General features: G+C 67.4%; 14 protein-coding genes and 1 tRNA gene. 1 reads left to right on the top strand and 14 read right to left on the bottom strand.

Translation table 11 applies throughout. From position 1 onward, the window contains the following. Positions 1-233: 233 nt before the first annotated feature. From HUT10_RS32780 to HUT10_RS32745, 8 genes are all read right to left on the bottom strand, one after another. Positions 234-1,646, bottom strand: coding sequence for a S1C family serine protease (locus tag HUT10_RS32780; protein ID WP_176174725.1), 1,413 nt, complete (start codon positions 1,644-1,646; stop codon positions 234-236). A gap of 71 nt (positions 1,647-1,717) precedes the next feature. Further along, positions 1,718-2,800 carry a galactose-1-phosphate uridylyltransferase gene (gene galT, locus HUT10_RS32775; RefSeq protein WP_176174724.1) on the bottom strand — a complete coding sequence of 361 codons (1,083 nt, stop codon included), beginning with the start codon at positions 2,798-2,800 and terminating at the stop codon, positions 1,718-1,720. Beyond that, positions 2,797-3,597, bottom strand: a complete 801-nt coding sequence (locus tag HUT10_RS32770) for a DeoR/GlpR family DNA-binding transcription regulator (protein WP_176174723.1) — start codon at positions 3,595-3,597, stop codon at positions 2,797-2,799. Before HUT10_RS32770 ends, galT begins: the two co-directional genes overlap by 4 nt. A 96-nt stretch (positions 3,598-3,693) precedes the next feature. Then, on the bottom strand, positions 3,694-4,125 hold the full coding sequence (locus HUT10_RS32765) for a hypothetical protein (RefSeq protein ID WP_176174722.1): 432 nt from the start codon (positions 4,123-4,125) through the stop codon (positions 3,694-3,696). A 38-nt stretch (positions 4,126-4,163) separates the two neighbouring features. After that, positions 4,164-5,573, bottom strand: coding sequence for a HAMP domain-containing sensor histidine kinase (locus HUT10_RS32760; RefSeq protein WP_176174721.1), 1,410 nt, complete (start codon positions 5,571-5,573; stop codon positions 4,164-4,166). Then, the gene (locus HUT10_RS32755; protein WP_176174720.1) at positions 5,570-6,262 is read right to left on the bottom strand and encodes a response regulator transcription factor; all 693 of its coding nucleotides are present in this window, start codon (positions 6,260-6,262) and stop codon (positions 5,570-5,572) included. The genes HUT10_RS32760 and HUT10_RS32755 overlap by 4 nt, the downstream gene beginning before the upstream one ends. A 66-nt stretch (positions 6,263-6,328) precedes the next feature. Then, entirely contained in the window at positions 6,329-6,937 is a 609-nt protein-coding gene (locus HUT10_RS32750) for a trimeric intracellular cation channel family protein (RefSeq protein ID WP_176174719.1), read from the bottom strand. After that, positions 6,938-7,591, bottom strand: a complete 654-nt coding sequence (locus HUT10_RS32745) for a response regulator transcription factor (protein ID WP_003087851.1) — start codon at positions 7,589-7,591, stop codon at positions 6,938-6,940. A 261-nt stretch (positions 7,592-7,852) separates the two neighbouring features. On the opposite strand from HUT10_RS32745, the gene HUT10_RS32740 reads away from it, so the two are divergent. Then, a tRNA-Arg gene (locus tag HUT10_RS32740) sits at positions 7,853-7,925 on the top strand. Positions 7,926-8,197: 272 nt separating this feature from the next. Here HUT10_RS32740 and HUT10_RS32735 read toward each other — a convergent pair. The 6 genes from HUT10_RS32735 to HUT10_RS32715 form a co-directional block, all read right to left on the bottom strand. Continuing rightward, positions 8,198-8,788, bottom strand: a complete 591-nt coding sequence (locus HUT10_RS32735; RefSeq protein ID WP_176174718.1) for a PaeR7I family type II restriction endonuclease — start codon at positions 8,786-8,788, stop codon at positions 8,198-8,200. Then, positions 8,785-8,916: a hypothetical protein gene (locus HUT10_RS51910; RefSeq protein ID WP_303246990.1), complete on the bottom strand. Its 132-nt coding sequence runs from the start codon at positions 8,914-8,916 to the stop codon at positions 8,785-8,787. Before HUT10_RS51910 ends, HUT10_RS32735 begins: the two co-directional genes overlap by 4 nt. A 113-nt stretch (positions 8,917-9,029) precedes the next feature. After that, positions 9,030-9,755 (bottom strand): PaeR7I family type II restriction endonuclease, encoded by a 726-nt coding sequence (locus tag HUT10_RS32730; protein WP_176174717.1) that lies wholly within the window; start codon positions 9,753-9,755, stop codon positions 9,030-9,032. Next, positions 9,745-11,415, bottom strand: a complete 1,671-nt coding sequence (locus HUT10_RS32725; RefSeq protein ID WP_176174716.1) for an Eco57I restriction-modification methylase domain-containing protein — start codon at positions 11,413-11,415, stop codon at positions 9,745-9,747. Before HUT10_RS32725 ends, HUT10_RS32730 begins: the two co-directional genes overlap by 11 nt. Positions 11,416-12,636: 1,221 nt before the next feature. Beyond that, positions 12,637-13,515, bottom strand: coding sequence for a hypothetical protein (locus HUT10_RS32720; protein WP_176174715.1), 879 nt, complete (start codon positions 13,513-13,515; stop codon positions 12,637-12,639). Further along, positions 13,502-14,152: a hypothetical protein gene (locus tag HUT10_RS32715; RefSeq protein ID WP_176174714.1), complete on the bottom strand. Its 651-nt coding sequence runs from the start codon at positions 14,150-14,152 to the stop codon at positions 13,502-13,504. The genes HUT10_RS32720 and HUT10_RS32715 overlap by 14 nt, the downstream gene beginning before the upstream one ends. Positions 14,153-14,180 lie beyond the last annotated feature (28 nt).

The following is a 14,180-nucleotide window of genomic DNA, read 5'->3' as shown; positions in this document are numbered from 1 at the left end:
CCCTCCAGGCACGCCGACCGACCCCCCAGGCACGCGAACCGACCCTCCAAGCACGCCAGCCGACCCACCAGGCACGCCGGCCGACCGCCCGGCTCCCTGACCCAGAGCACAAATGCGGCCACGCGCGACCAGCATCGAATGCCTGGTCGCGCGTGGCCTTGTGGGTCCGGCCCCGAAAACGGGGGTCGAGCCGAAGTTGGTCTCGGCCGCGCCAGGGCGGCCGAGCGTCTGGATCAGTTGGGCTGGACGGGCTGGCCGCCGAAGGTCACCTCGACCGTGCGGCCGTCGGCGAGGGTGAACGTCGCCTTCTCGTCCGGTGCGCGGGTGCGGACCGCCGCGACCAGCGTGTCGGCCGAGTCGATCGGACGCTCGTCGATCTTGGTGACGATGTCGCCTGCCTTCAGGCCGGCCTTCTCCGCCGGGCTGCCGGGCTTGATCGCGCCGAGCTCGGCGCCGCCCTGCGGGGCGTCCTTGACCTCCGCGCCGATGTAGGTCTGCACCGCCTGGCCGGTCTTGATGATCGTGTCCGCGGTGCGGCGGGCCTGGTCGATCGGGATGGCGAAGCCGATGCCGACGTTGCCGCCTTCGGACGCGCCCTGGCCCTGGCCGCCCGACTGCGGGCTGTAGATCGCGGAGTTGATGCCGATGACCTGGCCGGCCATGTTCGCCAGCGGACCACCCGAGTTGCCCGGGTTGATCGCCGCGTCCGTCTGGACCGCGTCCATCACCGTGGTCTGGTCGCCGCTGCTGCCGCCGGCTCGCACCGGGCGGTGCAGCGAGCTGACGATGCCGGACGTCACCGTGCCGGCCAGCTCGAACGGCGAGCCGATGGCGACCACCGACTGGCCGACCCGCAGGTCGTCGGACCGGCCGAGCTCCACCGGGGTCAGGTTGCCGACGCCGTTGACCTTGACGACGGCGATGTCGGTCGTCGGGTCGCGGCCGATGATCTTGGCGGGGGCCTTCTTGCCGTCCTGGAACACCGCCTGGATCTGGCCGCCGTTCGCGCCGACCTCGACGACGTGGTTGTTCGTCAGGATGTAGCCGTCGGTGCTGATCACGAACCCGGAGCCTTCGCCTGCTCCCTGCTGGCCGCTGACCTGCAGCTCGACCACGCTCGGCGACAGCTTCTGCGCGACGGACTCGACCGAGCCGGCGGGGGCGTTGCCCGTCTGCTGGGCCGGCTTCGGCGCGTCGAGCGCGTTGCTGGCCGGGCCGGACGAGCCGGCGGTGAAGTACCCGACCGTCCCGCCCGCGATCCCGCCGACCAGCAGCGCGACCAGCGCGACGCCGGCGAGCAGCTTCCCGCCGGAGCGCTTGGGCTCCGGCGGGGCGGCCACCGGGTAGCCGCCGGTGGCGGGCTGCCCGTACGGGTTCGGCGGCGGGTAGACGCTCTGCTGGGTCTGGCCGGACGGCATCTGCGCACCCTGGGCGGACCACGGGTTCGCGGTCTGCCCGCTGTACGCCGGATCGGCCCCGGTCACCGCATGGTAGGACGGCTCGGAGTACTGCGGCGCACCGCCGGACTCGGGCTGGGCCTGCTCACCGTACGGGCTCCCCGCCCAGCCGCCCTGCGCCGGCTGCTGGCCGGTCTGGGGGTGCCGCGGCGCCGCGGGGTCGTGCGCGCTGGGGTCGTTCTCGGTCATGTCCTCACCTTGCGCGATGGTCCTGAGAGGTTCCTGAGCCGAACCTGTGCATCGCAGATGAGTATGGCCGCTCAGCCCGCCGCGCGGAGCCGTTCCGCGATTTGCTCCGGCGTCGCGTCGTTGATCCACACCGCCATGCCCGATTCGGACCCCGCCAGGTACTTCAGTTTGTCCTTCGCGCGCAGCACGGAGAACAGTTCCAGGTGGAGCCAGCCCAGCTCGCGGTCGCGGTGCACCGGCGCCTGGTGCCACGCGGCGATGTAGGGCAACGGCCGGTCGTACAGCGCGTCGCAGCGGCGCAGCACGTCGAGGTAGACGGCGGCGAAGTCGTCACGCTCGGCGTCGGTCAGCGCGGGGATGTCCGGGACCTGCCGGTGCGGCACGATCTGGACCTGGACCGGCCAGCGCGCCGCCGGCGGCACGTACGCCGTCCAGTGCTCGCCGGAGGTCACCACGCGCGCGCCCGACTTGCGTTCGGCCGCGAGCACGTCGCCGAGCACCGGGCGGCCGTGTTCGGCCTGGTAGGCGCGGGCGACGTCGAGCATCCGCTCGGTCTTCGGCGTGACGAACGGGTAGCCGTAGATCTGCCCGTGCGGGTGCGAGAGCGTGACGCCGATTTCCTCGCCGCGGTTCTCGAACGGGAAGACCTGCTCGACACCGGGCACCGCGGACAGGCCGGTCGTGCGGTCCGCCCACGCGTCCACCACGGCCCGCACCTGCTCGACGCTCAGCTGCGCGAAGGAACCGTCGTGGTTGCTGGTGAAGCAGACCACCTCGCAGCGGCCACGGCCGGGCCGCACCGGCACCAGCCCGAGACCATCCACAGTGGACGGCTCACCGACGACGTCTTCGGCAAAGGACGGGAATCGGTTCTCGAAGACGACGACGTCGTAATCGCTTTCCGGGATCTCGCTCGGTTTGCCGGGCTTGCTCGGGCACAGCGGGCAGAGGTCGGCCGGCGGCTTGTAGGTCCGCGTCTGCCGGTGCGCGGCCATCGCGACCCACTCGCCGGTCAGCGGGTCCAGCCGGATCTCCGACGCGGCCGAAACCGGCGGCAGGTCACGGGTGTCCTCGGCGACGCGATCGGGCGCGCCGGGCTGGTCGAAGTAGATGATCTCCCGGCCGTCGGCCAGGTGTCGTACGGTGCGCTTCACGCTTCTTGGGCCTCGTCCGTCTCCGCCGTCTCGGCGATCATGAGTTCTCCCGCCCGTTCGGCGAGAACTTCCTTGGCCTCGTCGGGAATGCCGTCATCGGTGACGACGACGTCGGCCTCGTCCAGGTCGGCGATCGTCGAGATCCCGACGGTGCCCCACTTCGTGTGGTCGGCGAGCACGACCAGCTTGCGCCCCGCCTCGACCAGCGCGCGGTCGGTCTCGCTCTCGGTGAGGTTCGGCGTCGTGAAGCCCGGCCCGTCGGCCATCCCGTGCACGCCAAGGAACACGACGTCCAGGTGCAGCGACCGCAGGCTGTGCACGGCGACCGGCCCGACCAGCGCGTCCGACGGCGTCCGCACCCCGCCGGTGAGCACGACGGTGCGATCCGGCTGCGTCGACCCGCGGAGCACGTCGGCGACCTGGATCGAATTGGTCACGATGGTGAGCCCGGGGATGGCGTCGAGCGCCCGCGCCAGGGTCCACGTGGTGGTGCCGGCGGAGATGCCGATCGCGGTGCCGGGCCGGACCAGGGTCGAGGCGAGCTCGGCGATGGCTTCCTTCTGCGCCCGCTGGCGCACGGACTTGGCCTCGAAGCCGGGTTCGTCGGTGCTCTTGCCGACGACCGAGGTGGCCCCGCCGTACACCTTCTCGACGAGCCCCCGCCCGGCGAGGACGTCGAGATCGCGGCGCACCGTCATGTCGGACACGCCAAGCCTGGTCACGAGGTCACTCACCCGGACCGCACCGGTCCGGCGGGCCTCTTCCAGGATCACCGCCTGTCGCTGACGCGCCAGCACCGTTCACTCCGTCCGTCGCACCCCAACCACACAAAATCCTACACGATTCAACACAGGATTCGCAGGAACAGGGTGGGTGAACTTCGAAAGACCAGGTCACAGCAGGATCGGCAGCACCACGCCCCACGCGAACAACACCACCACAGGCAGCCCGAGCGCAACCCGCCACGCACGAGGCACCTCATCCGCGGTGATGACCGCCGCGACCGCGTAACCCCCACCGACCGCGGCCGAGACCAGGGGGAACGGCCATTTCCCCAGGTCGACGACCGTGGTCAGCAGCCCGAGGGTGACGAACGGCCCGACCACGGCAACGGGCCAGGCCGGGCGAAGGCGAGCCAGCGCCATGAGACCCCACGCCACCGCCGTTCCGGCGGAGAACATGATCGGCACGGCCAGCACGGCGACGTAAAAGCACGCCGGACCGCTGCACAGCTCCAACGGCGAGAACGCCTTCAGGACCAGCGTCGCGAGTGCACCGGCCACGGCGGCGGCGAGGCAACGGTGAACCAGCTCCCGCGGTGCCATCCGCCGATCCTGGCCGACGCCGTCTCGGATCACCTGGATCAGCCGGGCGCGCCCGGCAGCCGGATCGTCATCAACGCGCCGCCTTCGGGCGCCCGCGAGGCGTACACCGCCCCGCCGTGCCGCTCGGCCGCGTGCTTCACGATCGCCAGGCCGAGGCCCGAACCGGGCAGCGTCCGCGCCTCCGACGAGCGGTAGAAGCGGTCGAACACCTTCGGCAGGTCCTCTTCGGCGATGCCCGGCCCGGCGTCGGCCACCTCGACCACGGCGGTGCCGTCGCCGAGCGGGTAGAGCCGCACCCAGACCGTCGCGTCGGGCGGCGAGAACTTCACCGCGTTGTCGAGGAGGTTGAGCACCGCGCGCTCCAGCGAGCTGTTGTCGCCGGTGAGCACCCACGGCTGCAGCGAGACGTCGAAGTTGATCTCGCCCGCGCGCCTCCGCGCCCGGTCCAGCGCCCGCTCGACGACGTCCAGCAGCTCGACGCGCTCGAAGCGCTCGCGCGGCTCGTCCTGGCGGGCGAGCTCGACCAGGTCGCCGATGAGCTGCGTCAGCTCGTCGAGCTGCCCGCTGATGTCGGCGATGATGTCGACGCGGTCTTCGTCCCGCAGCGGCGGCGCGCCCGGCTTGCTGGCGGCCAGCAGCAGCTCGAGGTTGGTGCGCAGCGACGTCAACGGCGTCCGCAGCTCGTGCCCGGCGTCCGCGACCAGCTGGCGCTGGCGTTCCTGCGAGTCGGCGACCGTGCCGAGCATGGTGTTGAACGTCTGGGTGAGGCGCGCGAGCTCGTCGTCGCCGCTGACCGGGATGGGCCGCAGGTCGCCGGTCTTGGCGACGCGCTCGGCGGCCGACGTCAGCCGGTCGACCGGGCGCAGGCCGGCGCGCGCCACCGCGGTCCCCGCCGCGGCGGCGACCAGGATGCCCGCCCCGCCGATCAGGAAGAGCACCAGCGCGAGCTCGTTCAGCGTGCGCTTGGTCGGGCCCATCGACTGGGCCAGCACGATGGCCTCGCCGTGCCCGTTCGGCAGCGCGACGACGCGGCTGTCGGACCGGAAGTCCGTCCGCAGCGACTCCGCCGAATCGCCGTTGGCGACGGCCAGCTCGTCCTGGCCGAACGGCGGCGGCGAGCTGGAGATCGGGTAGGTCATCACGGCGTGCTGGACGTCGGGCGCGGCGTTCAGCTGCCCGATCTGCAGGTCGGCGCTGGCCAGGAAGGCGCCGGGGACCTGCCGCAGCTCGGTCTGCACCTGCGGCGAGTCGGCGGCCGCCCGCGCGCGGGCCATCAGGCTGTCGTCGAGCTGCTCGTAGAGGTTGCTGCGCACGACCATGTACGCGCCGATCGACACCAGCGCGACGGCGCCGGCGACACAGGCGGCCGCGAGCAGGGTCACCCGGCCGCGCAGCGAGAACCGGCGGGCTCCCCAGCGCGTGCCGCGGGGGTCGCCGGGTTCGGTCACGGCGGGGTTTCCCTCAGGACGTACCCCACTCCCCGCACCGTGTGGATCAGCCTCGGCTCCCCCTCGGCCTCCGTCTTGCGGCGCAAGTAGCCGACGTAGACCTCCAGCGCGTTGCCCGACGTCGGGAAGTCGTAACCCCATACTTCCTCCAGGATCCGACCACGCGTGAGGACGTGCTTCGGGTAGGAAAGGAACAGTTCCAGCAGCGCGAACTCGGTCCGGGTCAGACTGATCTCGCGGCCGCCGCGGCGGACCTCCCGCGTGCCGGGATCCAGTGTCAGGTCCGCGAAGGACAGGACCTCCGACGCCTGGCCGTTCTGGCCCTCCGGCATGGCGCGGCGCAGCAGCGCCCGCAGCCGGGCGAGCAGCTCTTCCAGCGCGAAGGGCTTCGGCAGGTAGTCGTCGGCGCCGGCATCCAGCCCGGACACCCGGTCGGAGACGGTGTCGCGCGCGGTGAGCACGAGGATCGGCAGGTCATCACCGGTGCTGCGCAGGCGGCGGGCGACCTCGAGGCCGTCGAGCCGGGGCATCATGACGTCCAGCACCATCGCGTCGGGCCGGTCGGCGATGATCGCCTCCAGGGCCTGCGCACCGTCACTGGCCAGCTGGACCTGGTAGCCGTTGAACTCCAGGGACCGCCGGAGCGACTCACGGACGGCGCGGTCGTCGTCCACCACAAGGATGCGCATGGCGCTAGTTTTACGCAGCGTGCTGAGACCCGCCTAAGAACACACGCAGAACTCACAAAGGATTTCTCACTCGGGACCCCGCGCGACCGGCGCGTTCCAGTGCCGCCAGAGCGCGATCATCCTGACGGAGACCACGACAGCGGCGGCGACGAGGGTCACCGGCCCCTCCGGAAGTTGCACAGCGTGACCGACGGCGACGAGCGCCGAGCCGGCCAGCGCGGCCACGGCGTAGATCTCCTTCCGCAGGACGAGCGGGATTTCCCGGAGCAGCAGATCCCGCACGGCCCCGCCGCCGATGCCGGTCGTCATCCCGATCAGACACGCGGCGTAGACGGTGGCGCCGGCGTTGAGCGCGATGGTCGTCCCGGCGGTGGCGAAGACGCCGAGGCCGAGCGCGTCCGCGAGCAGAACGCCCCGCCGCAGCCGCGCGACCTGCGGGTGGAAGACGAAGACGACCAGCGCGGTCCCGGCGCAGACGGCGAGGTAGGGCCAGTTCCGCAGCGTCGTGGGCGGGTGGATGCCGAGCAGGACGTCCCGGATGACCCCGCCGCCGAGAGCGGTGGTGAGGCCCACCACAACGACGCCGAAGACATCGAGCCGCGCCCGCACCGCGGCGAGCGCCCCGGACGCGGCGAAGGCGACGAGCCCGACGAACTCCAGCGCCGTGAGCAGCATCTACTGGTCGAGCAGCCCACCGCGGTAGGCCAGCAGCGCGGCCTGCACCCGGTTCGCGGCCCCGATCTTGGAGAGCACAGCGGAGACGTACCCCTTGACGGTGGCCTCGGACAGGTGCAGCCGCCCGCCGATCTCGGCATTGGACAGACCCTGCCCGATCAGCGCGACGACCTCCCGTTCCCGTTCGGACAGCGAGGCGAGCAGCTTCCGAGCGGGCTGAGCAGCGCGTTGTTCGTCCCGGTGCGACTGAACCATCCGCGCGGCCACCCCCGGGTCCAGCACGGCACCCCCGCGCGCCAGGTCCCTGACGGCCCTGAGCAGCGCGGCCGGGTCGATGTCCTTGAGCAGGAACCCGTTGGCCCCGAGCCGCAGCGCGAGGCTGACGTATTCGTCGATGTCGAAGGTGGTCAGCATGGCGACGGTGGGCGGGTCCGGGAGGGCGAGGATGGCCCGGAGAGCACGAATGCCGTCGTCAGGGGCCCGCATCTTGATGTCGAGCAGGGCAACATCGGGGTGATACCGCCGGGCGACCTCCACCGCGGATCTGCCGTCGCTCGCCTCGCCCACGATCTCGATGTCCTGGGCCCCGGACATCATCGCGCGCAGTCCCGAGCGCACCAGTTCCTCGTCGTCGGCGAACATGAGCTTGATCAACGAAGCCCTCCGCAACAGCCGGTGGGAGCGGCTCCCCGCGTCCCGTTAACGAAGGTTACCTACTGTTGTTCAGCAGTTCGAAACCAGACACGACCAGGTGAGGCACTGGTCCGTCCAGGTCAGGTCGGGTGGGCGGTCCGGCAGGGTGTATCCGCGATGTGGGAGACCGGTGAGAACCACTCACCTGGGTGACGACGAGAGTCGGGTCGCCCCACCTGCCAAGAGCAGCGGCCGCCCGCTAAGCTGGGTCGGCAGCAGCAGGCCCTCGTAGCTCAGGGGATAGAGCACCGCTCTCCTAAAGCGGGTGTCGCAGGTTCGAATCCTGCCGGGGGCACCGTGGGTGACCGTCGTAGAGAGGTGTCCCGTCAACGGCACAGAACCGGTGACGGGCTCCATTGGCCGAATTCATGCGACTAAATGCGCCAGTATTCACATTGTCGCCGGGTCCACCTGTGGTCAACAGTCGCGCACTACTGCCACATGAACACTTCACCCCACAACATGACATCAGCACGCCCTCTGCACCCGAGACCTTGGACAGCTCACCGAACCTTGAACACCCGGTGAACTTATCGCAGCACTGGCCTCATGATGCGCAACAATGGACTATGAAGTTCCATCGATCACGCTGCGTACGTAATCCACCCGCCCTTGAACCGCCACACGAAATGCCCGCCCGGTCGCCATGGCAAGTGGTTCGCTATAGCTTACCTGCCCAGACTCGTCGACCTTAGTCGTAATGAACCAGCCCGCCTGATAAATACCGTCAGCCATAAACCTGCGGATCATCTCTTGATAGCGTTCACTATAGGACATTCCAGCAAAGACAGGATCAGTCGGAAAAAGGGCCTTGACACTCCGGTTTCGCTTTTCGGTTTCTTCCGTTTCCTGCAAGATGAAGACGTAGCCCAACCATGGAGGAACCTCCCCGTAGGCCTGGGCCTTCTTCTGAGCGGCCCACGTGTCAGCGCCAGATCCGAGCGCCTCTTCGAATCTATTATTTATATTCTTACCTACACTGCCAACCTGACTCTTTAATTCTATCGCAGCAACAAGTGAACCTTTATAGCGAATGGCCATATCCCACTTTTTTCGCGCACGAAAATGCCCCGGCAGGAAAGGTTCGTACACGATAGTGTCACGCGACACTCCAGCTTCCATGAATATGTCCGCAACCAAATCGCGGACTCCGTTCATGTGACCCGCAGCTCGCGCAGCGCCGCCAGCGAGACCACCATCAGCCAGGGCAGCCCTTTGATCTGCTCGCTTGGACCAAAAGAGCGCGACTGCAACTTGCGTAGGATCTTCATCGAATTCACGGTCACTCAACAATAAACTCCTTTGAATGGGTTGCACATTCAATAAAATTTGACGCTCGCCACCCGTTGCGGAAAGCTTCGCGAATAGTAAAGGTCCGCGCATTTTTTGCGCATTCCAGCTACTCGTCGCGTAGAGCTTGGATCGCGAACTTGACCCGGGCCTCGATCTGAGTTGCCAGCGTCTCGACTGTCGCAGTCGGGATCGGCTCGGAGTGACCGACGGTGCCATCGCCGTTGAGCCAGGTGATGAGCATCCACCCCGCGTCGTAGACCTTCTGCGAGATGAGCCTCTCAAGCGCGATAGCGTACTGGCTAGCATACGTCATGATTTGGAACGCGGGATCGTCAAGAGGGAAACGAATCTTCGCCTTCTGCGCAGGCGTCAATCGGATGGGCTCACCGCTCTCCGCGTCTCGGTTGAACGTCATACACCACGCCGCCCAGACCCCGAGATTGCCGAACGCACCCGTCAGCTCCTGTACGGCTTTCGCGTCAACGGCGCTGCCGATCGCTTCTTCGATGCGGTTGTTCGCGTTGTTGCCCGAACTCGAAGCCTGTGATTTCAGCTCTACAACGCCCACCAAGTGCCCCTTGTGCTTTGCAACCACGTCCCAGTTTTTTGAGCGGCGGTAGTAGCCCGGGACAACACTGTCCACAGTGACGTCCGACTCGGTGAGTCCTGCGTCCACAAACATCTGCCTGACGAACATTGCGATGCTCTGCATGTGTCGTGCATCGCGCGCCTGCGCGCCGGTCGCCGACCTGCCATCCGCGGCAAGCCGGGCAACGGCGTCCTTTTTAGCCTTCCACCAGTTGACGAGGAGGGGTTCAACATCACGCGTCATGGTTAGGTACCGTATCGGTTAGCTCGTACTCAAGGATGTCGATTCCGTAAGCTCGTGCCGCGGCCGAGGTTGCAGCTTCGACATCGCGTACTCGGAAGGCACGACGCAGATCGTCAGCAAGTTCGCCGGAGATCGCGGTAGGCGCCGGCACGCGGATCTTCTTCAAGTACTGAGCTTGGAACCGCAGTGTTCCGCCCCGCATCCGTACACAGTATGCTTCGATGAAGGCCTGCGCGATCCGCGACAGCAGGATCCCGCCGAGCACTTCCATGTCCCACGTCTCCGAAACGACGTAATAGAGGTTGTGGTGAGGGTAGTGGCCACCCCGCTCCAGAACCGGATGGATATGCGCCTTCATATCCTGCAGCAGAAGCTTCGGCCTGTCGATGATCGAGGCGTTCACTTTGTCGATGGTGCGATGCCAACGATCGGGATTCTTCTTCGCAACAAATCGATCTTTGATTGCCGGGTGCGCGCTCAGGTGGGCGGCGAGGCGTGGGTAGTCGGCAAGATCGACAAGGTTGCCGTCGGCGTCCCATGGGTTCACCAGGTAGTTGCCCTGCCACTCGAACGAGCCCGACATGAGGTCTCGCCGCATTGATAGCGGCAGCATTCGATCCGGCTCCGCCGCATCAGCATCCTTGGTGACATAGGCCTTGTCGGCACCCGTGGCGATCCCGATGGAGACGCGAGTACCGGTGGCCTCGTCGTGCAGCGAGGCAAAGCCGTCGTTGAGGCGCTCGATCAGGGCGAGCCGCGCCGGCGAACCAGTGGGCCACATTTCGCCGGGCGGAAACCAGTGCGGGAGGCGGTGGGCACGAACACCATCGTCGGTGAAGTGCGTCAGCGATTCATCTCGCGACCACTTGGCCAGCGCCTGTGCAGAGGACTCGCCGAAAGCGGCAGTGGTCTCCGCGACGACCGACGTGCCCTGCGGTTCATTGGCCAGCACCGTGATCGCCGGGTACGCAGAAACGGCGGACTCGAACGCGTCGACATCGTGCATGGTCCACACGTGTTGGACCGAATACCGAGAGGACACCAGGTCGCGTAAGACCACGCCGTACTGGTTACGCATCCAGCGATCGGCGCAGATGAAGCCCACTCTGCCACCGGGTTTCAGCATCGCAAGGCATCGCTCGTAGAAGCCCACGTAGATGTCTCCGCGGCCCTTCATGGTGGTCCAGGCACGGCGATACTCAGTCGCCGTGTCCGCGTCGAGGTCGTCGTAACGGATGTACGGAGGGTTACCGATGGCGACATCGGCGGGCAGGCCGTCGACGCCAGGCAGCAGGAAGTCCTGATGACGGACCCAGGTCTTCGCGAGAGTAATGGCTATGTCACCGGGCAGACCTGCGGCAGCGAGCAAGTCGTGGCAGACCCGGCGAGCGGTCTTGACATGCTCCGACTGCAGGTCATATGCACGGACGGCATCGCCGAGCAGCGCAAGGTCCCGACCTTGAGATCGTGCTGAGGAGATCAGGCGTTCGACCGCCGGGCCGAGGAACGCCCCGGATCCGCACGACGGTTCGAGCAGGTGCAACGCGCCAAGGTCTCGATCGGCGGTGTAGCCGGTGATATCAAGCAGAACGTCGACAACCCAACGGCGAGTGAAAATCTCGCCGTAGTTGGCTGTCGGCGTGGGAGCGGTCAGGGTCACTCCGCCACTCTAGAGACGACCACCGACGGTTCTGAGGCCGACACGACAGAGAGGGTATCCCAACTGCCTACCGCGTGAAGGGCCCTGCCGAGGGGCTGACGATGGTCTAGCACCAGGTGGTGCAGGCTGCATCACGACGATCCAAACCCACTACTTTGTGTAATCACGTCATTACAATATGCCTTGAGCTCCGCGCGCGTGCAGCAGGCCTGACGCCAGCTCACTCGTAGGTTCAAGCTGTGACCTGGCTCTCGCCAGGTCTGCACGGAGCGGACGAACTGAATAGAGCGGTATGCCCAAGCATGGTACTCAGCCAGCCTTGTTGGACCACAAGCCGATCACGGGTGAGTTTCACGAGATCAATCAACTGCTCGTCGATGAGCTGTTCTCATAGGCTCTCATTATGTCGGATTCGTGTTCGAGGACGAAGACCCTCCGAGGGCCAACCTCAAGTTGCTGCCGGCCGCAGTGCTCGAAGTGATGCAGACGAACCACATCGCCGACCCCCATGCGGACATCAACCAAGCTACTGCGCTCGCCGCCGCGGAGACTAGCGACGGGGTGTCTGACGTGAATCAGTCACGTCCTTCGAGCTGGCAGGAGTGGGTTGCGGAAAGTGCCCGGCTTGCTGCCCTGCCATCCCCTCGGCGCAGTGATCAGGTGCGGCGGGGGCACGGGGACCCGAAATTTGTGCTAGAAGACTTCCTGACCACCTGCGGGAAGCGAAGTCACCTTTCGAGGCGGCGGTAAAGTCGCACTGGACCTGAATTGGGCGGCTCAGCTGGTGTACGCAGTCGGCAAAACGATGCTGACTTGCCACGTCCTGAACGTCTTACCGGAGCCTTGAATGATCTACATGATGAAGTCGGTTCCATCTTGAGGCCTGAGGTCGACACGTGTGATGAAGCGCCGTTTATAGTCGACGAACAAGTACGGCAGGACCAACCTCCGTGAGCTGACTCATAACCAGCTCATACCAGCGGTGCCTGTTCAGGCCGTGGTGGGCGGTCGCTGGGGCAGCTCGCCACGGTTGGCCTCGGAGCGGGGCCAGTTCGGTCAGGACGCCTCCGAGCTCGGTGAAGAAGTCGTCTCGCGCGGGACGGGTGCCGAGCCAGCTCATCGGCAATTCGATCGCGAACAGACCACGACCACCCGAGGTCGCTCGAAGCCGTTCGCCACCGAGCCGGAGGTCCGTCTGGGCGAAGGCCTACACGCCGGCACTTATTGCCCACCTTGGACCGAGTTTCCTTCATCTGCCCACCGAGCCCCGTACACCAGGCCTGGCGTGAGGTGGCGGAACTGCAGGTGGACCTCCCCCGCCCCGTCCACCTGCAGTGTCCGTCCCCGGTACCTCGGGTCCGGTACGTCCCTCTCGAACGCGCCGTCCAAGGCCAGGACCTCCGGCGGCCCTTCCTTCCCCAGCCGCAGCCGTAAATCGAACACCTCGCACCGGTGCCGCGGGACGTACACCAGGTGTGACTGCGGCTCCAGCGGGAACACCGCCGCGAACTCCCGTGACTCCCCGCGAGCCAGCGGAGCCGCCAGTAATGCCTTTCCCGATGCCAGCGTTCCGCCGTACAGCACCATCCCCTCGACCGCACTGGCAGCCAGGTCGAACGACCGCACGCCGTCCTGGTCGGCCACCACCCGGTGCTGCTCGAACACGCACGACTCCTCGGCCACCAACGCCAGCGTCAACGATGCCGTGTGCCAGCGGCCCGAGGAATTCTCCGACGCGCTCGACAGGGCCAGCTCCGCCAGCTGGTCTATCGCCTCGTCGACGCGGCGGCGGACCGTTCGCGGGTCGCGGTCGACGCGCGAAGCCGCCCACAACACCCTCTCCTGGTACAGCGGCTGGCGGGCCTCCGGTGTGATCGCGAAGGCCGCCAAGGCCGCCAGACGCAGGTCCTCCGGCAGCTGCAGCGACAGCTCCGTCAACCGGGCTGACACCTTGTCGCGGGTCGGCACCATTCCGTCGGACTCCGACACCCCGCAGGCCGCCCTCAGACACGGGCCGATGCGGTCCGGCAGCCTGCTCGCCTGCAGGCCGCGGCCCTTCCGCAACGTCTTCAGCTCCCGGACCAGCTCAGCGCGCTCCACCGGCTTCTCCCTCAGTGAGTCTCCATGGCAACCCCCTTTTGGACAGGGTGCGGTCGGCCGGTGGACGGGAAGTGGACAGAACGTGCATCACCGAGGCGATCAACGCCGTTCCCATCCGGATGCCGTCGCGGCCCAGGTACGCGCGGAACGTTCCGATGCGGCCCAGTGCCTCCTGGTCCGCGTCGCCGAGGCCGAACGTCACCACCCGGGGGCAGAACGGCCACGCCGGGTCCACCAGGGCGGCGAACGCGCGCGGCCACGTCACCGGGTCCGTCGGCTGGCCGTCGGACAGGAAGAACACCAGGGGGCGGTGGACCTGCAGGCGGTGACGCCGCAGGATCACGACGTCGCGGTCGATCTCGGTGCGGAGGAACGTGAACAGCGGGCCGAAGTTCGTACCCGCGCACGGGCCCGGTTGTGGCAGCTCAGCGAGGTCGTCCATCGGCAGCAGCGACTGGACCACCTGCGGCCGGTCGCCGAAACCCACCACGCTGCAGAACACGCGGCCGGCCACCGAGGCGTCCGCGTGGACGGCGCCGCGGAACTCGCGCAGCCCGGTGTTCAGCTCGTCGAGGTGGTCGGTCATCGACAGCGAGACATCGCAGGCCACGTAACACGGCAACACGTCGGACCCCATACCGGTTTCTCCTTCACCCCTGATCGAC

Source organism: Amycolatopsis sp. Hca4 (assembly GCF_013364075.1).
Taxonomy (GTDB): Bacteria; Actinomycetota; Actinomycetes; order Mycobacteriales; family Pseudonocardiaceae; genus Amycolatopsis.
This window is presented reverse-complemented; position numbering and strand designations above follow the sequence as displayed.

Excerpts from the sequence above, each read along its gene's own strand:
- HUT10_RS32780 (WP_176174725.1), bottom strand. The coding sequence starts at position 1,646 with ATGACCGAGAACGACCCCAGCGCGCACGACCCCGCGGCGCCGCGGCAC.
- HUT10_RS32765 (WP_176174722.1), bottom strand. The coding sequence starts at position 4,125 with ATGGCACCGCGGGAGCTGGTTCACCGTTGCCTCGCCGCCGCCGTGGCC.
- HUT10_RS32755 (WP_176174720.1), bottom strand. The coding sequence starts at position 6,262 with ATGCGCATCCTTGTGGTGGACGACGACCGCGCCGTCCGTGAGTCGCTC.
- HUT10_RS32750 (WP_176174719.1), bottom strand. The coding sequence starts at position 6,937 with ATGCTGCTCACGGCGCTGGAGTTCGTCGGGCTCGTCGCCTTCGCCGCG.
- HUT10_RS32735 (WP_176174718.1), bottom strand. The coding sequence starts at position 8,788 with ATGAACGGAGTCCGCGATTTGGTTGCGGACATATTCATGGAAGCTGGA.
- HUT10_RS32730 (WP_176174717.1), bottom strand. The coding sequence starts at position 9,755 with ATGACGCGTGATGTTGAACCCCTCCTCGTCAACTGGTGGAAGGCTAAA.
- HUT10_RS32715 (WP_176174714.1), bottom strand. The coding sequence starts at position 14,152 with ATGGGGTCCGACGTGTTGCCGTGTTACGTGGCCTGCGATGTCTCGCTG.